20 protein-coding genes are annotated in these 20,216 nt (G+C 57.2%); 7 read left to right on the plus strand and 13 right to left on the minus strand.

What is annotated here, in order from left to right; all coding sequences use genetic code 11:
* Positions 1 to 148 precede the first annotated feature (148 nt).
* The 3 genes from EKM86_RS05575 to EKM86_RS05585 form a co-directional block, all read right to left on the minus strand.
* A complete protein-coding gene (locus EKM86_RS05575; RefSeq protein ID WP_125755898.1) occupies positions 149 to 1,747 on the minus strand; it encodes a CTP synthase in 1,599 nt (532 codons plus the stop codon).
* Between the two features lie 230 nt (positions 1,748 to 1,977).
* Positions 1,978 to 2,598: a DNA-directed RNA polymerase subunit delta gene (rpoE, locus tag EKM86_RS05580; RefSeq protein WP_125755901.1), complete on the minus strand. Its 621-nt coding sequence runs from the start codon at positions 2,596 to 2,598 to the stop codon at positions 1,978 to 1,980.
* 50 nt (positions 2,599 to 2,648) lie between these two features.
* The gene (locus EKM86_RS05585) at positions 2,649 to 3,095 is read right to left on the minus strand and encodes a DUF1934 domain-containing protein (protein WP_125755903.1); all 447 of its coding nucleotides are present in this window, start codon (positions 3,093 to 3,095) and stop codon (positions 2,649 to 2,651) included.
* Positions 3,096 to 3,258: 163 nt separating this feature from the next.
* Here EKM86_RS05585 and EKM86_RS05590 point away from each other — a divergent pair, with 163 nt between their 5' ends.
* Positions 3,259 to 4,602, plus strand: coding sequence for an HD domain-containing protein (locus EKM86_RS05590; protein ID WP_125756004.1), 1,344 nt, complete (start codon positions 3,259 to 3,261; stop codon positions 4,600 to 4,602).
* Here the strand turns inward: EKM86_RS05590 and EKM86_RS05595 are convergent.
* On the minus strand, positions 4,599 to 5,042 hold the full coding sequence (locus EKM86_RS05595; RefSeq protein ID WP_125756006.1) for an NUDIX hydrolase: 444 nt from the start codon (positions 5,040 to 5,042) through the stop codon (positions 4,599 to 4,601). The genes EKM86_RS05590 and EKM86_RS05595 overlap by 4 nt on opposite strands.
* Positions 5,043 to 5,120: 78 nt before the next feature.
* On the opposite strand from EKM86_RS05595, the gene EKM86_RS05600 reads away from it, so the two are divergent.
* The 3 genes from EKM86_RS05600 (at position 5,121) to mscL (ending at position 9,628) form a co-directional block, all read left to right on the plus strand.
* Complete coding sequence (locus EKM86_RS05600; protein WP_125755905.1) at positions 5,121 to 6,173, plus strand: YdcF family protein; 1,053 nt, start codon at positions 5,121 to 5,123, stop codon at positions 6,171 to 6,173.
* A gap of 265 nt (positions 6,174 to 6,438) precedes the next feature.
* Positions 6,439 to 9,171: a YhgE/Pip domain-containing protein gene (locus tag EKM86_RS05605; protein ID WP_125755907.1), complete on the plus strand. Its 2,733-nt coding sequence runs from the start codon at positions 6,439 to 6,441 to the stop codon at positions 9,169 to 9,171.
* Positions 9,172 to 9,259: 88 nt separating this feature from the next.
* Complete coding sequence (gene mscL, locus EKM86_RS05610) at positions 9,260 to 9,628, plus strand: large-conductance mechanosensitive channel protein MscL (RefSeq protein ID WP_125755909.1); 369 nt, start codon at positions 9,260 to 9,262, stop codon at positions 9,626 to 9,628.
* Positions 9,629 to 9,709: 81 nt separating this feature from the next.
* Here mscL and EKM86_RS05615 read toward each other — a convergent pair whose 3' ends face one another.
* The 4 genes from EKM86_RS05615 to purR form a co-directional block, all read right to left on the minus strand.
* Complete coding sequence (locus EKM86_RS05615; protein WP_125755911.1) at positions 9,710 to 10,678, minus strand: ribose-phosphate diphosphokinase; 969 nt, start codon at positions 10,676 to 10,678, stop codon at positions 9,710 to 9,712.
* Positions 10,679 to 10,852: 174 nt separating this feature from the next.
* Positions 10,853 to 12,262 carry a bifunctional UDP-N-acetylglucosamine diphosphorylase/glucosamine-1-phosphate N-acetyltransferase GlmU gene (gene glmU, locus EKM86_RS05620; RefSeq protein ID WP_125755912.1) on the minus strand — a complete coding sequence of 470 codons (1,410 nt, stop codon included), beginning with the start codon at positions 12,260 to 12,262 and terminating at the stop codon, positions 10,853 to 10,855.
* Positions 12,263 to 12,420: 158 nt separating this feature from the next.
* The gene (locus tag EKM86_RS05625; RefSeq protein ID WP_125755914.1) at positions 12,421 to 13,560 is read right to left on the minus strand and encodes a VanZ family protein; all 1,140 of its coding nucleotides are present in this window, start codon (positions 13,558 to 13,560) and stop codon (positions 12,421 to 12,423) included.
* Complete coding sequence (gene purR, locus EKM86_RS05630; protein WP_125755916.1) at positions 13,557 to 14,408, minus strand: pur operon repressor; 852 nt, start codon at positions 14,406 to 14,408, stop codon at positions 13,557 to 13,559. The genes EKM86_RS05625 and purR overlap by 4 nt, the downstream gene beginning before the upstream one ends.
* 216 nt (positions 14,409 to 14,624) lie before the next feature.
* Between purR and EKM86_RS05635 the strand changes: the two genes are divergently transcribed.
* From EKM86_RS05635 to EKM86_RS05645, 3 genes are read left to right on the plus strand one after another with little or no spacing between them, the layout of a single operon-like run.
* Positions 14,625 to 15,272, plus strand: a complete 648-nt coding sequence (locus EKM86_RS05635; protein ID WP_125755918.1) for an ABC transporter ATP-binding protein — start codon at positions 14,625 to 14,627, stop codon at positions 15,270 to 15,272.
* Complete coding sequence (locus tag EKM86_RS05640; RefSeq protein ID WP_125755920.1) at positions 15,265 to 16,023, plus strand: ABC transporter permease; 759 nt, start codon at positions 15,265 to 15,267, stop codon at positions 16,021 to 16,023. Before EKM86_RS05635 ends, EKM86_RS05640 begins: the two co-directional genes overlap by 8 nt.
* Positions 16,024 to 16,063: 40 nt before the next feature.
* The gene (locus EKM86_RS05645) at positions 16,064 to 16,597 is read left to right on the plus strand and encodes a GNAT family N-acetyltransferase (RefSeq protein ID WP_225419360.1); all 534 of its coding nucleotides are present in this window, start codon (positions 16,064 to 16,066) and stop codon (positions 16,595 to 16,597) included.
* Positions 16,598 to 16,656: 59 nt separating this feature from the next.
* Here the strand turns inward: EKM86_RS05645 and EKM86_RS05650 are convergent, their stop codons facing one another.
* The 5 genes from EKM86_RS05650 to EKM86_RS05670 form a co-directional block, all read right to left on the minus strand.
* Positions 16,657 to 17,331: a Crp/Fnr family transcriptional regulator gene (locus EKM86_RS05650; protein ID WP_125755922.1), complete on the minus strand. Its 675-nt coding sequence runs from the start codon at positions 17,329 to 17,331 to the stop codon at positions 16,657 to 16,659.
* An 80-nt stretch (positions 17,332 to 17,411) separates the two neighbouring features.
* Positions 17,412 to 18,290, minus strand: coding sequence for a cation diffusion facilitator family transporter (locus EKM86_RS05655; protein WP_125755924.1), 879 nt, complete (start codon positions 18,288 to 18,290; stop codon positions 17,412 to 17,414).
* A gap of 143 nt (positions 18,291 to 18,433) precedes the next feature.
* A complete protein-coding gene (gene ispE, locus EKM86_RS05660; protein ID WP_125755926.1) occupies positions 18,434 to 19,282 on the minus strand; it encodes a 4-(cytidine 5'-diphospho)-2-C-methyl-D-erythritol kinase in 849 nt (282 codons plus the stop codon).
* Between the two features lie 63 nt (positions 19,283 to 19,345).
* Positions 19,346 to 19,834, minus strand: coding sequence for a GNAT family N-acetyltransferase (locus tag EKM86_RS05665; protein ID WP_125755928.1), 489 nt, complete (start codon positions 19,832 to 19,834; stop codon positions 19,346 to 19,348).
* A gap of 76 nt (positions 19,835 to 19,910) precedes the next feature.
* Positions 19,911 to 20,162 carry a Veg family protein gene (locus EKM86_RS05670; RefSeq protein WP_125585135.1) on the minus strand — a complete coding sequence of 84 codons (252 nt, stop codon included), beginning with the start codon at positions 20,160 to 20,162 and terminating at the stop codon, positions 19,911 to 19,913.
* Between the last annotated feature and the right edge of the window lie 54 nt (positions 20,163 to 20,216).

Genomic DNA, 20,216 nt, shown 5'->3' on the forward strand with positions numbered 1-20,216 from the left:
AGATTCCACCTCGCGATGGACACCCTTGCCCTTGGCTAGCGGTTCCGACTACTACGGCCCGCAGTGGACTTTCACCACCAAGTTGGCGCCCATGCCGGGCGCACCAAAAAAGTGCCAGCCGATTGGGCTGGCACTGAAGACCTTAGGCTTAGTAGTTACCGGCGGCCTTGATAAACGCCTTGAACAGACCTTCCGGCTTGTCCGGACGTGACTGGAATTCCGGATGGTACTGCGGTGCCACGAAGAACTTATTTTTCGGGTACTCGATGATCTCCATCAGGCGGTTGTCCGGGCTGGTGCCGGAGAACACCAAGCCCTTGGCTTCAAGAGCTGCGCGATACTTGGTGTTGAACTCATAGCGGTGACGGTGACGCTTTTGGATCTCCGGCACGTTGTCGTAGGCGGCCGCAGCGACCGAACCCGGCTTCAGCACGCACGGGTACAGTCCCAGGCGCAGAGTACCGCCAAGGTTTTCCAGGTTCTTCTTGTCCTGCATGATGTCGATTACGGGATCTTTGACGTCCTTGTCGACTTCGGTCGTGAAGGCGTCCGTGATGCCGGCCATGTCGCGGGCAAACTCGATGGAGGCCATCTGCATGCCCAGGCAAATGCCGAAGAACGGCACGTCATTTTCACGCGCGTACTTGATGCTGGTGATCATGCCTTCCAGGCCGCGGTCACCGAACCCGCCGGGCACCAGAATGCCGTCGAAGCCTTCCAGTTTCTCCTTAACGTTGTCTTCGGTAATGTCGTCCGCCTGAAATTTCACCAGATCAATGTTGGCGTTCCAGAAGTAGCCAGCAGATTTCAGGGCCTCGGTGACCGAAATATACGCGTCCTTCAGCTCAATGTACTTGCCGACCAGCGCGATGCGCACCGTGTCCTTCAGGCTGCCGATGCGGTCGACCATGCCCTGCCATTCGGTCATGTCGGCCTGCGGCGTGTCAAAGCCAAAGTGGTCCACGACGCGTTGGTCCATGCCTTGCGCCTGCATGGCCAGCGGCACCTGGTACAGGATCTTGGCGTCGCGGGATTCGATGATGGACTCGACCGGCACGTCAGTAAACAGTGCGATTTTCTTCTTCATTGAATCGGTGACCGGCTTTTCGGTGCGCAGGACCAACATGTCCGGCTGAATGCCGACATTGCGCAGTTCCTTGACACTGTGCTGGGTCGGTTTGGTCTTCATTTCACCGGCGGCGCGCAGATACGGGATCAGGGTCGCGTGAATGTAGTACACATTCTCCGGACCGACGTCCTTTTTCATCTGGCGAATGGCTTCCAAAAAGGGCTGGGACTCGATGTCGCCGACCGTGCCGCCGATTTCCGTGATGATCACGTCGGAGTCGGTGTGCGTTGCCGCGCGCATGATTTTCTCCTTGATCATGTTAGTGATGTGCGGAATTACCTGCACCGTCGCTCCGAGGTACTCGCCGTGACGCTCGCGGTTGAGCACTTCCGAGTAGATCTTGCCGGTGGTGACGTTGCTGTACTTGTTCAAGTTGATATCGATGAAGCGTTCGTAGTGGCCAAGGTCGAGGTCGGTTTCCGTGCCGTCATCGGTGACGAACACTTCCCCGTGCTGGTATGGGTTCATGGTTCCCGGATCGACGTTGATGTACGGATCGAACTTTTGAATCGTCACCTTGAGGCCGCGATTCTTGAGCAGCCGGCCCAAACTGGCGGCCACGATCCCTTTACCCAGCGACGAAACGACCCCACCGGTAACAAAAATATACTTGGTCATGAGAAGACTCCTTTATGATTTTTTGAGGCCGGCTGCAACAGCGCAGCCGAGTGCGGCAGCAAGAAAAAACAAAAACAAGCTCCCTATTCAAGATGAACAGGGAGCTTGCAAGCGTCTGGCCCTGGCATTTCTGCAGGGCGCCCAAGCAATATAGTACCGGGAAGTGGGGTCCGTGTCAAGGACTTGCCCGCGGCGAAAAAAAACGCCGTTACCGGCGTTCGCAAATCAGGTTACTCATCATCGTCAGAATCGTCAGGATCCGCGGCGTCGCCGGAAAAGTCTGGCGTGTCGGTGTCCTCTTCATCATCCGTGTCAGTGTCGTCATCGGAAAATTCGGCCAGCTGGCCTTCGATCCCGTCTGGCAGGGAATCATCCTCGTCGTCGGTGTCATCGGTGTCGGTATCGTCGAAGTCGTCCGCAGCGTCTTCGGTGTCGTCATCGGCATCGAAGTCATCGTCTTCCGGATCATCGTCGTTGTAATCGATCACGTCATCGTCATCAGCGGCGTCGGCCAAGAAGGCGTTGACCTTCTTGCGCTTCTTGCGGCGCGGGGTGTCTTCCTCGTCTTCTGGGTGGTTGACCTCTTCGTCAACGGATTCGTACGGGTACCAAGCGCGCAGGCCCCACACATTATCGCCCAGCGAGATGAAACTGCCATCTTCGTTGAGGTCGGTGTAGAACTGCGACAAGCGACCGCGAATCTCAGAATCACTCTTGCCAAGATATGTCTGGATTTCGTTGACAATGTCAGCAAAACCCATCGTGTCGCCTTTTTCCTCGAGAATGGCGCGCGCCACCTCGATCATGGACAATTCCGATTTGTTCGCATCGGCAAATACATCAAGTTTCAACCGGTACACGCCCTTTCTGGTTAATACAGTCTATTCTGAATCATACGCGCTCAAACGCTAAAAAGCAATCGCAACCGGTAATTTCCCAGGTGTTGGCCGTTCGCCAGCAGCTCGTATTCGATGTAGATTTCGCCGGTCAGCGGCGCCGTCGTCAGCCGCACGTCCAGCCGTGGGGTGATGGTCTCGACCGGGATCACGCCGTACGGGGTGCGGTAGCGCGTCAGGATGCGCCGGTTATCCGCAAAGTGCAGTCGCAGGTGCGTGTCGTCATCACTGCCGCCGCGCGACAGCTGCACCGAGCCATCCCCGCGCAGCTTCAGCGTCACCGGGTAATTGGTGTGTTCTTCCTCGTTGATCTCGCGATAGCGCACGTAAAGCGTGTCCCCCATCTGCACCACCGTGCCGGGCTCGTCAAACACGTGCCGCTCGGTTTCGCCTTCTTGGGTGACAAACGTTTCAAGGTGCACCTGTACGTCAACGCCGTGTGATAAATCCATGGCAGCCATCATCCTTTCTTGCCTATTATAACTTACTCGCCAAGCTTCCGGCACAATTGGGGCTAAAGATGCAGTCGCCTTTTAAGTTGCCTATAATAGGAACTGACGAAATCACTGCGCAGTGCGAGTCTGTACACTGCCAGCCTTCATGAAGGAGAATATGATGAACATCAAACTGCTTCCCCGCGAAAAAGTCTTCCGCGATCCGGTCCACAATTACATTCACGTCCAGCACCAGGTCATCTTGGATCTGATCAACACCCCGGAGTTCCAGCGTCTGCGCCGCATTAAGCAACTCGGCGTGGCCGATTACGTGTTCCAAGGCGCCGAGCACACCCGCTTCACCCACAGCCTGGGCGTGTATGAGATCACGCGCCAGATCTGCGATAACTTCGCCGTTAACTACCCGACCCAAACCCCGGGCGATGGCCTCTGGGACGACAACGAACGGCTGGTTGCGCTGTGTGCCGCGCTGCTCCACGACATCGGCCACGGCCCGTACTCGCACACCTTCGAGCACATTTTTGACACCGATCACGAGGCCATCACGCGGCGCATCCTGACCGATCCCAGCACCAAGGTCAACGCGGTGCTGCGCGAAGTCGCCCCGGATTTTCCGGAAAAAGTGGCCAGCGTCATCGCGCACACCTACCCCAACCCGCAGGTCGTGCAGATGATCTCCAGTCAAATCGACGCGGACCGCATGGACTACCTGTTGCGGGACGCTTACTTCACCGGCACCAAGTACGGTGAGTTCGACCTCACGCGGATTCTTCGGGTCATGCGGCCGTATCGCGGCGGCATCGGCTTTGACGCCAACGGCATGCACGCGGTTGAAGACTACATTGTCGGCCGCTTTCAGATGTACCAGCAGGTCTACTTCCACCCTGTGTCTCGGAGCATGGAAATGATTCTCACTCATCTGCTGGAGCGGGCGAAGACGCTGTACGAAGCCGGCAAGTTCGACACCCGGTTCAACCCGCGGCTGCTGATTCCGTTTTTTGAGCACCAGTTCAACTTGCAGGACTACCTGCGGCTGGATGACGGCGTGCTCAATACCTACTTCACCTACTGGCTCGACTACCCGGACCTAGTGCTGCAGGACCTGGCCAGCCGCTTCTTGAGCCGGCGGCCGCTAAAGTCTGTGGCGTTCACCACACAAACGGCGCGCCTGCTGCCGCAGCTTAAGGCCCTAGTGGCCGAGGCGGGGTTCGACCCGGCTTATTACACAGCCGAAAACGACAGCTTTGACTTACCTTATGACCAGTATGACCCCAGCGTTGCCGACCCAAAGACCCAAATCGAGATCATTCAGCGCGACGGCACTTTGGAAGAGCTGTCGACCCTGTCGCCGCTAGTGGCCGCCATTTCCGGCAAAGCTATCGGTGACAAGCGCTTCTACTTCCCGAAAGTGATGCTGAGCAAAAAGGCCGACGATTTATTCGCCGGCACCTACGCGCGTTTTCAAACCTATATCTTAAACGACTCGCTGATCGATCCGCGCTAGCGAGTGCGCAGCCACTGGGCCACCCCATAGCGGTGCGTGGGCCGCTTCAGTGAGGCGGCGGCCAGGGCGATCGGCATTAGCATCAGCGTGTTGAAGTCCTCCAGGGGACTTTGAACCTGCTGAATGTCGGTGCAGGCGTAAAACGTTGCTGGATGGTAATAGGCGGTCTGGCGGTGGTGGGAGTAAAAATACTCCGAAGCCGTCCCGAGCTTTTCGCCGATGTTCACCTTGACCCCGAACTCCTCAAGCAGCTCGCGGGTCAAGGTCTCCTCGTCGGTTTCGCCGGGTTCCACCTCGCCGCCAGGCAAAAATAGCGCGTGGTTCGGCGCCTGCAAAATCAATAGGCGTTTGCCGTCCTGATCCGGGATCACCCCGTACACCCCAACGCGCTTATGGTAATCCAGCTTCGGATCCTTCTGGCCAAATACTGGCTCTGACATCATCCCCGCCGTCCTCTTTCTCATTTTTTCCTCATTATACTCGACTCATTGTCTAACCGCCACTAAGGATGTGATCAAATGTCCCCCTTGCCCCTTTGGCTCTACCTGCCGGCCATTCTCATGGGCGCCTTGTTTCTGATCAGCTTCATTCACGAACCCCGGCACCTGTACAACGGGATGCTGTTCAACCTGTTTGCACTGACGGCCCTGACCACCCTTGCGCTGGCCATTTTAGGATCGAAAAATCGCCTGCTGATCGCGGTGTCCTTGACCTTATTCATCATTTTCGTGCTGGTGATCGCGCTGATCGTCGCGCTGCACTTGGTCTGGCTGCTTTGGAACGCGTGGCTGGTGTGGCGGCGCGAAGGCCACAGCCTGGCCAACATGCTGACGCTGGCGCTGGCCGGCGGTTTGATTCTGCTGGAGCTGGCCGCGGTGTTTGGTCGCGACTGGGTCCCCAACTGGCTCTATGCAGGACTCAGTACTTTCTTCATACTGGCGATTGGCTACGAGCTGGTGGCGCTCTACAATTTCTTGACCATCCTGGTGCTGTACAACCTGCAGCGGCCGCGCCACGATCGTGATTACCTGATTGTACTTGGCGCTGGGCTGCTCAACGGCAGCCGCGTCAGCCCGCTTCTGGCCTCGCGCATTCAAGTCGCGGTCGACTTTTATCAAAAACAGATCCGCATGGGCCGGCCAGCGCCGAAAATCATTTTGTCCGGTGGCCAGGGGCCGGACGAGGCGCTGCCCGAAAGTGTGGCCATGCAGCAATGGGCCATCACGCACGGCGTCTCCAAGGCCGACACGCTGATTGAGGATCAGTCCAAAACCACCTACCAAAACATGAAATTCTCTAAAGCGCTGATTGACCAGCGCGAAGACGGCAAGGCAGCGAAGGTCGCTTTTTTCACCAATAACTATCATCTGTTTCGCGCCGGCGTGTTCGCTCGTGCGGCGGGGCTTAAAGCCAACGGCGTCGGGGCTGCCACCTCGTTTTACTACCTGCCCAACGCCGTGATTCGCGAGTACCTGGCGTTCGTCGTGATTCACAAGCGGCGCCATATCGTTGCCGCCATCGTGATTGCCTTGATTGCGGTAAGCGTGGCCATCGGTCGAATCAGTGGCTAACGACCTGGAGGCTGAGACATAAAGCGGTTTTAGCCCAAAACACAAGGGCCCCTGTGCCACGATTCGTATTATCGAATCGCGGTGCAGAGGCCCTTGTGCACTTGGGCGCGCTTTTATGGAACGCGATTAGACTATCCGTCCTGCTTTCTTTTGCGTGCGCCAAGCAGCCCGCTCATTTTGGTAATTATCAAAGGGGCTATTAATCAGAACAAAAATTGGGTATGCTAGCGCCGGGGGAGCGCAAGGGGTTAATGAGGAGAAGAATATGAAGAACATCGGCCGTCTGTTTGTCCTGGACTGGAAGCGCATTTTTAAGAGTCCATTTGCTTTCTTATTAATCGCCGCGCTGGTCGTCATCCCCAGCCTTTACTGCTGGTTCAACGTGTGGGCACTGTGGGATCCCTATTCCAACACGCAAGATCTCAAAGTTGCGGTTTACTCCGCGGATCGCGCAACCACTTTTCAGCATAAGAAAATTGCGATCGGCCGTGAGCTGATCGATCAGCTTCACCACAACAAGAAGCTCGGCTGGCGCTTTGTCGATTCCAAGCAGGCGGTGGTGTCCGGCGTGCGGTCCGGCAAGTACTACGCTGGGATCGTCGTCCCCAAGCGCTTTTCCAAAGATCTGCTGACGATTGTGGACGGCAAGTTGCAAAAGCCGAAACTGCATTACTACGTCAACGAAAAAATCAACGCGGTCGCGCCCAAGCTGACTGGTTCGGCGGCCTCAACACTGCAAACCACGATTTCCAAACAGTTCGTCGACACCGTGGCTAAAACGCTGGTCACCGTGTTCAATCAGGCTGGCATTAAGCTGGACGACAATCTCCCGATGATCCGGCGCTTTGCCAGTCTGGTCACGACCACCGACGCCCAGCTGCCGACAATCGAAAAATATTTGAATGAAGTCGCGGCACTGCAGGCCAAAGTCCCAGAGATTGAAGCCAAACTCCACACCGCCAATCAGATGGCCACTTATCTGCCTGAAGTGAATCAAATGGCGCAGAAACTGGTTTCGGCGCAGCAGTTTCTGCCGATGATCGATTCAGCTGGCCAGCTGGCGGGTCAGGTGCAGACAAAACTGCCCGAAGTCCGGCAGGCAGGCACGCAACTGAACACCGTAGCAACTAATTTTGATCAGTTGAGCACCGCAGTCACAAACGGGATCACGGTCACCCGGCAAAGTCTCACGATTATCGACGAGGTCGATGGGACCCTGCCGGCCTTGACCGCGTTCGGCCGCAGCGCACAAGGGGCAGTGGCAACCACCAAAAATGAGGTGCTACCAAAGATCCAGCAGGCGCTGACCATTGTTCAAAGCGCTGTCGATTCAGGACTCAGCTTGATTCAAACCGCTAACACCAGTTTAAGCTTAAGCCTCACCCAGCTGCAGCAGCAGCTGGCAAGCCTTGACACCAGCCCCAACACCGCCGCGGTCAAGGCCGCCATGGCTGACCACCTTACGGCACTGGCAGCGCAGCAAGGCAAGGCGGCCAGTGCGGCCACCCAAACGGCACAGGCTTTGAGCCAGGTTCAAACAAGTTTTCAGCACTTGCACAACAGCACTGCAACACCATTTGCCGAAGCCATCCGGCAGCTAGATCAACTCGCGGCGACTGCGCAAGCGGTCCAAGCTGAAGCAACCGCCATGGCCGCAAAAGTCCCAACCATGTCCACTGCGCAGCTGCAAGCTGGGCTCGCTCAGCTCAACACTAGGGCCCAAGCCTTTGCTCAAGCTGCGGCGAACCTTCAACAGCTGCACCTGGGTACCAGTGTCCACCAGGTGTTGAGTCAGTTTGCGACCCTTTTGGGGGCCTCGCAAACTACCCTTTCAACAATTAATAATCAAATTATGCCGGCCTTACCAAGTCTGCTGGCGACCACAAAATCACTGCTGACCCAGGCGAACCGGTTTCTGACCCAGACTCAGGCTCAGCTGCCCGCCTTGCGTCAAGAACTCAATGATGCCAACACCCTGCTTAATGGCCACATGGCCCTGATCCAAAGCGGGGTCACCACCGTCGCCGCCCTTTATCAGAGCGATTTCCCCGCGCTGCGCACCAAATTGCAGACCGCCAGTCGATTTATCGCCACTGACCTTCCTGGCATCGAAACCCAGCTGACTCAGACTCTGGCCCTGGCTAATGCCAAGATGCCAGCACTCAAGCAAGGCTTGACCACTGCGGCTGCGTTCAAGCAGAATGACTGGCCGACCTTGAAGGACGCGATCCAGCGGGGCAGCAGTGCCATTAAGCAAAGTGAAAAAACGATCGACCTGAGCGCCTTGATCAAGCTGCTGCGGCGCGACGCCACCAAAGAGGCCAGCTTTTTGGCTGATCCGGTCACGATCGCGCAAACTAGCATTTATCCGATTCCGACCTACGGCTCACAAAGCGCGCCCTTTTACCTGGCTCTTTGCATCTGGGTCGGCGCCCTGCTACTCGGCGCAATTTTGATCACCGAATACAACCTGCCCAAAGCGCTGACCAGCGTCACCATCAGACAGCAGTATGCCGCCCGGTGGTTGACTTTTGCCGGCTTGGCCATGCTGCAAGGTCTCATCGCCGGGCTGGGCAACATTTACCTGATTGGCACCTACGTGGTCAACAAACCACTGTACCTGCTCGGGGCCATGTTTCTCAGCATCGTCTTTGTGTCCATCATGTACGCCTTGATCAGCCTGTTTGGAAACATCGGCAAAGGGATCGGCATCATCATCCTGGTCTTATCTATTTCCGGCGCTGGCGGCAATTTTCCAGTGGTCTTATCCGGCAAATTCTTCCAAATGATCAACCCCTGGCTGCCGTTCACCTACGCGGTCAATCTGCTGCGCGAAACCGTTGGCGGCATTTACTGGCCCAACTTCTGGACGGACGTATGGAAATTGCTGGCGTTTGGGGTCGTCTTCTTCTGTCTTGGACTCCTGCTCAAAGGGCCGATTCGCCCCTGGATCAATAAAATGCATCACATCACCAGAAACTCTCAAATCATTGAGTAGGTCGACCTCCCTCATCGGCAGATTTAACCCGGCCGAAATACGGGCATTTTGCTACAATGAAATTAAATGAGAATAAGGGGGAATTTCAGTGCTCAAAGAATTTAAGGCCTTCATCATGCGCGGCAACGTGCTGGACATGGCGGTCGGCGTCATTATCGGCGGTGCGTTCACCGCGGTCGTCACCAGCTTGACCAAGAACCTGATCAACCCGCTGATCGGCCTGTTCCTAAAGAGCTCGAGCCTAGCCAAGCTCAGCGTCACCGTAGCCGGTGCGACCTTCACTTACGGGCAGTTCATTAACGATGTCCTGAACTTCCTGATTGTCGCCTTCATCGTGTTCCTGATCGTGCGGTTTGCCAACCGCCTGATACCGAAAAAAAAGGCAGCACCGGCTGGACCGACCCAAGAGGAACTGCTGACGCAGATCCGCGACCTGTTGGCCAAGCAGCAACACTGACCCAGTGCCACTTAATGCACGTCAAAAAAGCCCCGCTTCACTTTGAAGTGGGACTTTTTGCGTGGCGCCTTAAAACTTGATTTACTTGGTGAACCGGTTTTCAAACAATGGCGAAACCGGCTTGTTTTCTTGGATGCGCGTGATGGCGCGGCCGATGAGCGGGCCAACGGAAACAATCGTCAACTTGTCGATCTTCTTGGCGTCAGGCAGGTTGATCGAGTCGGTGACAACCACGCGCTCAATGGCGCTGTTTTGCAGCCGCTCAATGGCCGGGCCGGAGAAGACGGCGTGGGTCGCCGCCACCTGGACCTCGATGGCACCGGCGTCTTTGAGCGCCTGCGCGGCCAGCGTGATGGTGCCGGCAGTATCGATCATGTCGTCAATGATGATGCACCGCTTGCCCTTAACGTGGCCAACGATGTTCATGACCTCGGCCACGTTTGGCCGTGGGCGGCGCTTATCGATGATGGCGATCGGCGCCTTCAGAAACTCTGCCAGCTTGCGGGCCCGGGTCACACCACCGTGGTCTGGTGACACAACAACCGTGTCGGCGTTGGTGTAACCATTGCGGATGAAGTAATCTGCCAAAAGCGGCGCCCCCATCAGGTGATCGACCGGAATGTCGAAGAACCCTTGAATTTGGGCGGCGTGCAGATCCAGTGCCAAAACGCGCGTGGCCCCGGCGCGTTCGAGCATGTTCGCCACCAGCTTGGCGGTGATGGGTTCACGTGAGCGGGCCTTGCGATCCTGCCGTGCGTAACCGTAGTAAGGAATGACAACGCTGATCGTGTGAGCGGAAGCGCGGCGCAGAGCGTCGATCATGATGAGCAGTTCCATCAGATTGTCGTTGACCGGCGCGGAGGTGGACTGGATCAGGTAAATATCATCCCCGCGAATACTTTCCTCAATGTTGATCTGGATCTCCCCGTCGGAGAACCGCGTCACCGACGACTTCCCGAGTTCGACGCCCACTTCAGCGGCAATTTTCTCCGCCAGGGGTTTGTTCGAGTTCAGGGCAAAAATCTTCAACTTTGGATCAGAGTAAGACATGTTTTCCTCCATCAGATTGACATGACGACATAACAGCCACCGACACATACTTTACAAGCCGATTATACCAGAACATTCTGGTTAAGGACGGTGTCGCGGGTCAGTGTCATCAGATTTTAACCAAATAAAACCAGCCGACTTTCAGCTCAAGCCCGCTGGTTTTCACCATTATTTTCACTTAGTATGCGAATCGTCGGCGTTCCACTCGCCATCTTTGGCCAGTGCCGAGCGGTCCCAAAAGTCCGCCTTGTTGGTCTGGCGGGCACGCGCGATGCCCATCGCGTGGTAGGGCACATCATCGGTAATGGTCGACCCCGCGGCGATGAAACTGTGGTCCGCGATCTTGACCGGCGCCACAATATTCGAGTTTGAACCGATGAAGGCGTGGCTGCCAACATTGGTATGCCACTTTTTCACGCCGTCGTAGTTCACGAACACGACCCCGCAGCCGACATTGATGTCTGACCCCAGGGTGGCATCGCCAACGTAAGTCAGGTGGCCGACCTTGGTCCGCGGCCCGATCGTGGCCTTTTTCACTTCAACAAAATTGCCGATGTGGACGGCTTCACCAATGTCCGACTGCGGACGCAGGTGCGAGTTTGGCCCGATGTTTGAGCCCTTGCGCATGATCGAGTCTTCAATCGTCGAGCTGGTGACGGTGACGCCGTCTTCCAGGGTCGCGTCGATCAGCTCCGAGTGCGTGCCGATTTTGCAATCTGCCCCGATTTTGGTGTGACCTTTGAGATAAACACCGGGTTCGATGATAGTGTCAGGCCCAATCTCAACGTCGGCGTCGATGTAAGTCGTCGCAGGATCAATCAGCGTGACCCCGTTTTGCATGTGCCGCTTATTGATGCGTGCCTGCATGACCTTGGTCGCCGCCGCTAGTGCCACGCGGTCGTTGACGCCCATCGACTCGGAAAAATCAGGCATCCGGTACGCGGCGATCACGTCACCCTTGGCCTTCATGATTTGGATCACGTCAGGCAGGTAATACTCGCCTTGCGCGTTGTCGTTTTTGACCTGGTGCAGCGCCTCAAACAGCTCGTGGTTGTCAAAGACGTAAACGCCGGTGTTGATCTCATCCACGCGGGCCTCTTCCGGGGTGGCGTCTTTTTGCTCGACGATTTTCTGCACCGTGCCGATGTCGCTGCGAATGATCCGGCCGTAGCCGAACGGATCCGGGGCCTGCGCGGTTAAAATGGTCGCTGTTGCGCCCTTGTCCTGGTGATATTCAAACAGCTTCTCGAACGTCTCCGCCGTAAACAGCGGGGTGTCGCCGGACACAATCAACGTCATGCCGCTTTCCTTGCCGATCAGCGGCTCGGCCTGCAGCACCGCGTGCCCCGTGCCAAGCTGCTGCTCCTGGACGACGTACTTGGTGCGCTGGCCCAGCGCCTGTTCGACCGCTTCGGCGCCGTGGCCGACAATGGTCACAACCTGGTCCGGGTGCGTCTTTTCCACCTCGGTCAGCACGTGGTCGACCATCGGCTTGCCGCAGACCTCATGCAACACTTTGTAGAGCTTCGACTTCATTCGGGTACCCTTGCCGGCCGCCAAAATGAGAGTGAATTTCTTCGTCATGTTCATGCTCCTATCTCAATTCAAGTTGCCTCAAGCATAGCCCAGGCAGTCTTTTACCGCAAATTTTCTCAGTGGAATAGACCGCTTGACACCGGCTTTGCAGAGCTGATTGGCCCATTTCGTGACGCATGTCGGTTTCCGCCTGGGGCCGCCAACAATCACTGGTGGGCGGCAGTGCTAACCTGCTTAGTCTTGGCCGAAACATCATAAAAGTAATGATTGTCGCGGGTGATGACCTCCCAGAGAAAATTGGCCACCAGGAACAAAAACGCGGTGAGCAGCAGCGCCAACAGCGCCCAGTTGAGGTCTGTGCGGTGAAACTTGGAAAACAGATCAGCAAATACGGCGTTCAGGCCCACCGCCACGTACTTAGCAAAGCCGTAAAGCAGAAATTCCCGGTAAAGCAGCCGCCAAAAGCCTACAGGCCGGCCGTCTTCGCGCACAATGCGAATACGCACCAGGCGTTTGCCCAACGTTGCTCCGCCTGACAGCAGCGGCCCGAGGACAAACACGACCAGTGGCGCAAACACCGCGTTGATCAGGACCGTCAACAAGGGACTGGTCAGGTTGAACAGGTGCACCAGCAGCGTCATGACCAGCACCGTCAGGCCCACGCCGACCACGTTATCGATGATAAAAGCGACAAACCGCCGCAGCCAGGTGACCCGGCCGCCTTGCGCATAACTTTTGCGATCCATTTCCTCACGCGTCGGAAACACCCGCATGAGCGCCGGCGCGATCAGGGCGCCCAGCACCCCGCCGGTCGTATTGATGATCAAATCGTCCACGTCAAACAGCCGGTAGGGCCGCGGGTAAATGCCGTACAGCCCAGACAGCTGCGTCAGCTCGAAAAACAGGCTGAGGCCAAACGTCATGACCAGCACCTGCTTCAGGCTGCGCTTGAAATAGTAACGCAGATACACGCCAAACGGCAGCGTCAAAACCAAGTTGAACGCCGGTTGAATGAAGCCCGGCTGCCTAAGCGCCGCCAGCCAGGTCCCCGGGTGAAGCGGTGAAAATACTGTCGTCGCCAAAAACGTCCGCAAAGCCGTTAGTGGCACAAGGTTGTATTTCGGTGTCGTCAGCGCCGCCACGCTAGCGCGGCTGGGGAGCGGCAGCATGATCATGAAGTAGGCCGAAAGCAGGTAGAACACGAAACTGTACAGCACCACTGCCCGCCAGAACAGGAAACTGCCGTACTTGCGATACTGGCCCACCATGAATGGCAACGACACAAAAAGTGCGATGAACGGAAACGCAATCACCGCACTTTTAATGGGAATCAGATAAGCACTCATTTTTTCAGTGCGTGCAGGCGGTCTTGATTTTGCGCGAGGTAGTTACCCGCGATAGCGTGCAGCGTGTTCGCCTTCGTGTCGACTTCATCCACCCGGATCAGGCTCGTGTAGTCCGTCACCATCCGGTCGCCGGAGAAGTTGCCCTCGGCGAACACGGAGATGCCAACCAGCTCTGCGTCAAATTCCTTGATCAGGCTGCGCATGCCGTTAACCGTGCCGCCGCCCTTCATGAAGTCGTCGACGATCAGCACCCGCGAGCCGGCCGGCAGGCTGCGTTTGGACAGCTCCATTTTTTCGATGCGCGCCGAACTGGCCGAGACATAGTTGACCGACACGGTCGAGCCTTCAGTGATCTTGCTGTCGCGGCGAACGATCACAAATGGCACGTCAAGGTACTGGCTAACGCTTTGCGCGATCGGGATGCCCTTGGTGGCCACCGTCATCACAGCGTCGACTTTCGCGTCCAGGTACTGCGTCGCGATCAGCCGGCCAATTTGGCGCAGCACGTCCGGCGTGCCCAGCAGATCGGACAGGTAAACGTAGCCGCCCGGCAGCAGCCGGTCGGTTTCGGAGAGCCGGTGCGACATTTCGGTGATGAATGCCTCTGCTTCTGCCTCACCGATAGTCGGAATGAACCGGACCCCGCCGGCCGCCCCTGGCACGGTTTCGAGGATCCCGGTTTGGCGGTTTGCAAACACCCGCCGCACGATTGCCAGGTCCTCAGAAATCGAAGACTTCGCGGAATCGTAACGCTTGGAAAAGTAAGTCAGCGGCACCAGGGTGTGGGGCCGCTCCAACAGATACCGGGTCATGTCGATCAACCGGTCACTACGCCGAACTTTTGTCATGAGTAATCTCCTTAAACTCCGAATATTTGGATTATCGCACCGAATTTGGTACCAATCCTCAATATTATATGGGATTTCAGCCAAAATTCCTAGCATTATTAGAAAAAACTTCCGAACGTTCGCCTAATTCAAATTTTTGCGTTCAGTTCAGGTAATTTGATGCAATTTTCCCGCTGTTAGATTAGAATGATTATTGTATAGAAAGGACGTGAGGTCTTGCTATTTTCTTTGGATCATGTTGGCTTTGAAACCGGGGGCCGCCCCATTTTGAGCGATGTCAGCTTCACCGTGGCTGAAGGCGAATACGTCACCTTCTCCGGCCCTTCGGGGTCTGGTAAAAGCACACTGCTGCGCCTGATTGCCACCTTGCTGACGCCGACCACTGGCACCATTTTGTATCACGACAAACCGCAAAATGACTACGCCAAGGTGGACTACCGGCGCCAGGTCTCGTACTGCTTCCAGCAGCCGAGCCTGTTCGGCGATTCGGTGCGCGACAATCTGGCCTTTCCCTTCACGCTGCGCGACCAGCCGTTTGACCCGGAAAAGGCGACCGCTGCGTTGAAGCAGGTCGACCTGTCTGCCAGCATGTTGGATAAGCCGATCAAAGAACTGTCCGGCGGTGAGAAACAGCGCGTGGCCCTGATTCGCAACCTGCTGTTCACGCCGGACGTGATCTTGCTCGACGAGGTGACGACCGGTCTGGACACGGCGACCAAGGACATTGTTCACCAGCTGATCGAGGACAAAAACCTGCACCAAGGTGTCAGCGTGCTGGCCGTCACCCACGACGAAAGCGAGATTGCTGTCGCTCACCGCCTGATCACCATTACTGCCGGCAGAATGGAGGCCGAACATGAATAATCTGATTGTTAGTCCCACCGCTCTGGCCTTTGCGGTGATCCTGGTCATCATCGCCTTGCTGCTCAACTTCAAGGAACACATCGGCCTGGAAAAAGACATGATCATCGGCGTGATTCGCGCCGTGATCCAGCTCACCGTGGTCGGGTACGTTTTAACCTACATCATTAAGGTTGACCGGCCGGCGCTCACCTTGCTGATGGTGGTCATCATTATCCTGAATGCCGCCTGGAACGCCCGTGGTCGCGCCAACGGCATTCCCCACGCGTTCGCCATCTCACTGCTCGCCATCAGCGTGGCCACCATCACCACGATTGCCCTGCTGGTCCTGGCCCATGCGGTAAAGTTCACCCCGAGCCAGATCGTCCCCATCTCCGGGATGATCGCCTCTAACGCCATGGTGGCCATCGGCCTGTGTTACCGCAACCTCAACGCGTCCTTCCACGACCAGCGTCAGGCAGTGCTGGAGCGCCTGGCGCTGGGTGCCGACGCCAAGCTGGCAACGCTGGACATCGTGCGCAACGCGATCAAGACTGGCATGGCCCCGACGATTGACTCGGCCAAAACCGTCGGCCTAGTCAGCCTGCCAGGAATGATGTCCGGCCTGATTTTTGCCGGCATCGATCCCAGCAAGGCCATCATGTACCAGATTATGGTCACGTTCATGCTGCTGGCAGCCACCAGTCTGGCCAGCGTCATCGCCTGCTACCGCGCCTACCCACAATTTTTCAACGAGGACCTGCAACTGCGGTAAACTAAGCTGGTAACCATTCTGAACCGGAGAAGGCATATCATTGGCAATTGAAATTAACCGCATCACGCAAGTAAACAAGGCGGCCCTGCGTCTGCCTAACCAGCCGTTCAAGCGGTTCGGCACGCTGCTCGTCACCCGCACCGAAACGGGCTGGCACCACCAGGAGCAGCTCAGCGACCAGACGTTTGAGCAAACATTTCCCGAAGAAAATTACCAGCTGAGCGCCATCGACGCGGCAGGTTTTGCCTTGGGCGCATTTGAAGGCAGCCGCTGCGTGGCGCTTGCGACCTTCGAATACGATTTTCACTTCAATCGCTACCTGTACCTGGCCGACCTCAAGGTGGATCCGCCCTTTCGCCGCCAGGGGATTGCCGCAAACCTGCTGAACGCGGCTGAACCTTTGGCTAAAGCGCACCACAAGCGCGGCCTGTGCACAATTGCGCAGGGCTCAAACCTCGGGGCTAACCGCTTCTACCTGGCGGCCGGGTTTCACATCGGCGGGCTCAACACCAACGACTACCGCTTCACCTCGCAGGAAGGCGATACGGACATCTACTATTACCGCGACTTTTAGGCCACACCAAAACCGGCCGCTGCACCCAAATCAGTGCAGCGGCCGGTTTTTTTGACGGATTAGTCTTGCAACGCCAGCCCGTCTTCGTCCAGCACCTCGATGTGCTGGCGTCCGCTTTGCCGAATCAGCCCGGCGGCTTCAAAACTCGCCAGCTTGCGGCTGATGGTTTCCGGCGTGGTACCCAGGTACTGCGCGAGGTCCTTTTTCTTCAGGGGCAAGTCGAAGCTCGCCTTACCGATCGCGCCGGCCGTTTCCACCAGGTAGTTGGCGAGACGCTCGGAGACGCTGGCCACCGCCTGCGCCGTGGTCTTAGCCTCCAAGGCAACCACCCGCCGTCCCAGCGCGTTGAGCACGTTCAGCGCCAGCGCCGGGGTGTTTTTGAGCAGTGCCTGAAAGTCGTGCTGGCTGATGGTGCAGACTGACAACTTGGTCAGGGCCGTGGCGGTCGTGGTGTGCTCACCCTTTGTGAACAGCACGCCTTCGCCGTCGAAATCGCCGGGGCCCAGCACCCGCAGCAGCTGCTCGCGGCCGGCGGCAGTGCTTTGCGTGACTTTGGCCTGGCCGTGCGCCAAAATGTACAGCCGGTCGGCCAGCGTGCCTTCAGTGAACAGAAAGTCCCCGGCCTTCAGTGTCTGGTCGCGGACCAGTTTGGCGATCGCCGTGATGTCGGCATCGCTGAGCGTTTGAAAAATCGGCACAAGCCGCACACAATCCTCTGCTTCATGCTGATGCATGACGAATTCCCCCTTTGCTACCCGAGCCCAGCATACCAGGGTCCGCGCGGGTATAACTTGATCTGCGTCAAGTTGGCGGCTCAATATGGGTTGTCCCCTGCCTGAAGCGGCAGGTAGTCGCCGTACTCGACCTGAATCGTGACATGGGCAATGTCGAACGTGTGCCGCAGCTTGTGGCCAAGCTCTTCGAGGAACTGATCGTTGTTGACATCGGTTTTGCGCGTGATGTGCACCGTCAGCGCCACATCTGTCGTGCTCAGCGCCCAGATGTGCAGGTCATGACAACCCGCCACCGTGGGATAGGCATTGATCAGCGCCCGCACTTTGTCTGGGTCGATGGCCTTGGGCACGGCGGCCATCGCGAGATTCAAGGCGTCCTTGAGCAGTCCCCAGGTCCCAATCAGGACAAACACCGCAACCAGGATCGACATGGCCGGATCAAGCCACTCCCAGCCAGTCAGCACGTATATGCCACCCGCGACCACGACGCCCAAAGACACGCCGGCGTCGGCCGCCATGTGCATGAAGGCGCCGCGAATGTTCAAATCGCGCTGCTGGCCGGCATGAAACAGCATGGCCGTCGCCCCGTTAATCACAATCCCGACGCCGGCCACCAGCATCACAACGGCGCCCCTGGTCGGCTCCGGCGTGGCCAGGCGCTGCACGGCCTCGACAATGATGGCCCCCATCGCCACCAGCAGAAACACCGCATTGATCAGCGCCGCCAGAATCGAGGAGCCCTTGTACCCGTATGTGCGCTGCGTCGTCGGCTTCAGAAGCGTCAGCCAGCTGGCAAACCAGGCGATGCACAGACCCAGCACATCACTCAGGTTGTGCAAGGCGTCGGCCACCAGGGCAATTGACCCAATAGCCACGCCAAACCCGACCTCAGCGATAATATAAATTGAATTGAGTAAAATTCCCCAGCGAAACGCGTGATTTGGTTTCGGTTGTGTCATCCTAATTCCTCCCGTGCGTGCGGTCCAAGTGGTGCAACCGGTCAGCTTCATTGTCGGCTACCCCCTGGGTAAAGTCAACCAAACCCCGTCGCGACGGGATTTATCAGGACTCGTTACGAATAAAAAAAGACGCCTGTTGACGTCTACTGCAACGGCCTCACCAGGTAAACCTCCCGGCAAAAACCCTTCATGCTGTTATAAATGCGGTGCGCGCGGCTGCGCTTGCGGCATAGGCCAAACACGGTTGGCCCGCTGCCGGACATCTGGGCGACTGCCGCGCCGTAGCACAAAAAGCGCTGCTGAAGGGCCAAAATCTCTGGATGCCGCGCACCCGTCACCAACTCCAGCGAGTTGGCCATACCCGCCGTCATCAGCGCAAAGTTACCGGTTTGAACGCCGCGCACGACCTTGGCGGTATCCGGACGCGGCATCGGCTGATCGTAGTCGATCGCGCGTAAAATGCTGGCGGTCGACACCGAAATGCTTGGCTTGGCCAGGATCACCCAGCAGTCGGGGCGCCGGTCCAGCGGCGTGACGCGATCGCCGCGGCCCTGCACCAAGGCGGTTTGCGAGTACACGCAGTACGGCACGTCAGAGTCCACCGCCAGTCCCACCTGGGCCAGTCGGGCTAACGGCCAGTTCAAACCCCATAGCTCGTTTAAGCCGCGCAGCACTGCCGCCGCGTCAGACGAGCCGCCACCCAGCCCCGCCGCGACCGGAATATGCTTTTCCAGCTCGATGGCGGCGCCTTGGCGCACGCCGGCTGCGCGTTGCAGGGCCAAGGCCGCCTGGTACGCCAAATTGCGCGGGTCTTCAGGGAGAAATCCGCTATCGGTTGCGACTGTGATTGTGCGGCTTGGTTTTATCCGCACGTAATCAGCAAGATCAACCGACGTCATCACCATTTCCCACTCGTGGGCCCCGTCACGATGCTGAAATAGCGCGTCTAAACTGAGATTGATCTTGGCTGGGGCCTTCTGGATCAGTTCCATGATCAACCACCAGTCTCTACTTGTTTTGCCTAATTATACCGGTTTACCGCCCGAATTCATACGTTAGTCCGCTAAGTCGCGATCCAAAATCACGACTGGCACGGCGGCCTCGGCGTGTCCCTCACCCACCGGCGTGAACCCAATTTGCTGCCAAAAGGCCAGTCCCGCGGGATTCTCCGCCGCCACGGCAACGCGCAGCTTGGTGTAGCCCTGACGGCGAAACTGCTTGGCCAGCCCGTCGATTGTCCGGCGGCCCAGGCCTTGCCGCTGGCGGTCCTTGCGAATCATCAGCAGCCCAATGTACACCGTACTTGGCTCCGGGTAGCCATTCAGCCGGTCCAGCACCCCGATCGGGTCACCGTTGACCAGCAGCAGGCCGTAGTGTTTCTGGGTTTCGCTGACGTCGTCCGGATAGGCTTCGGCATCCTCGCGGACGGTACGTGCTGTGGGCTGCGGCTGCTTCAACTGGGTAAAAAAAGCCGGGTTGCTTTGGTAAACGGTCAGCGCCGCCGCGCGGTCTGCAGCCGAGTGGGCCGCATGAAATTTTAGCATGGCCAAGAACTCCTTCCAGAATCATCACCCAAAACTGAACGTAACAAAAAAGCCGCGGGCAGCGGCTGGTTTGCTTTTATGAAGCTTGCTCTTCGTCATCAAATGTAATCTGGATCGATTTGGTGAGGAGGTCAGCATAACTGTATGAAACGCGTTCAAACGAGTTTTCCTTCTGGTCTAGGGCGACCACGAAAACTGCCGGATAGGTTTCCTTCAGCGTGCCTTTGCGGCGGATCACTTTTTTGCGACCCGCTTGTGCGACAACGGTCAAATTCTCCCCGATTTTTGCGTCGAGTTGCTGCTTGATGCTTGCTAATGTAATTGGCATGCACTTCACCCCTTAGTGAACATTCTAGCAGATTTGCAAGAAATTTGCAATTAT

Source organism: Lacticaseibacillus hegangensis, assembly GCF_003946465.1.
GTDB classification, from domain to species: Bacteria; Bacillota; Bacilli; order Lactobacillales; family Lactobacillaceae; genus Lacticaseibacillus; species Lacticaseibacillus hegangensis.

What these genes read in the sequence shown, in the direction of transcription:
- EKM86_RS05575 (WP_125755898.1), bottom strand. Translation starts at nt 1,747, where the DNA reads ATGACCAAGTATATTTTTGTTACCGGTGGGGTCGTTTCGTCGCTGGGT.
- EKM86_RS05585 (WP_125755903.1), bottom strand. Translation starts at nt 3,095, where the DNA reads ATGGATTTATCACACGGCGTTGACGTACAGGTGCACCTTGAAACGTTT.
- EKM86_RS05590 (WP_125756004.1), top strand. Translation starts at nt 3,259, where the DNA reads ATGAACATCAAACTGCTTCCCCGCGAAAAAGTCTTCCGCGATCCGGTC.
- EKM86_RS05595 (WP_125756006.1), bottom strand. Translation starts at nt 5,042, where the DNA reads ATGTCAGAGCCAGTATTTGGCCAGAAGGATCCGAAGCTGGATTACCAT.
- EKM86_RS05600 (WP_125755905.1), top strand. Translation starts at nt 5,121, where the DNA reads ATGTCCCCCTTGCCCCTTTGGCTCTACCTGCCGGCCATTCTCATGGGC.
- EKM86_RS05605 (WP_125755907.1), top strand. Translation starts at nt 6,439, where the DNA reads ATGAAGAACATCGGCCGTCTGTTTGTCCTGGACTGGAAGCGCATTTTT.
- EKM86_RS05615 (WP_125755911.1), bottom strand. Translation starts at nt 10,678, where the DNA reads ATGTCTTACTCTGATCCAAAGTTGAAGATTTTTGCCCTGAACTCGAAC.
- glmU (WP_125755912.1), bottom strand. Translation starts at nt 12,262, where the DNA reads ATGACGAAGAAATTCACTCTCATTTTGGCGGCCGGCAAGGGTACCCGA.
- EKM86_RS05625 (WP_125755914.1), bottom strand. Translation starts at nt 13,560, where the DNA reads ATGAGTGCTTATCTGATTCCCATTAAAAGTGCGGTGATTGCGTTTCCG.
- purR (WP_125755916.1), bottom strand. Translation starts at nt 14,408, where the DNA reads ATGACAAAAGTTCGGCGTAGTGACCGGTTGATCGACATGACCCGGTAT.
- EKM86_RS05640 (WP_125755920.1), top strand. Translation starts at nt 15,265, where the DNA reads ATGAATAATCTGATTGTTAGTCCCACCGCTCTGGCCTTTGCGGTGATC.
- EKM86_RS05650 (WP_125755922.1), bottom strand. Translation starts at nt 17,331, where the DNA reads ATGCATCAGCATGAAGCAGAGGATTGTGTGCGGCTTGTGCCGATTTTT.
- EKM86_RS05655 (WP_125755924.1), bottom strand. Translation starts at nt 18,290, where the DNA reads ATGACACAACCGAAACCAAATCACGCGTTTCGCTGGGGAATTTTACTC.
- ispE (WP_125755926.1), bottom strand. Translation starts at nt 19,282, where the DNA reads ATGGAACTGATCCAGAAGGCCCCAGCCAAGATCAATCTCAGTTTAGAC.
- EKM86_RS05665 (WP_125755928.1), bottom strand. Translation starts at nt 19,834, where the DNA reads ATGCTAAAATTTCATGCGGCCCACTCGGCTGCAGACCGCGCGGCGGCG.
- EKM86_RS05670 (WP_125585135.1), bottom strand. Translation starts at nt 20,162, where the DNA reads ATGCCAATTACATTAGCAAGCATCAAGCAGCAACTCGACGCAAAAATC.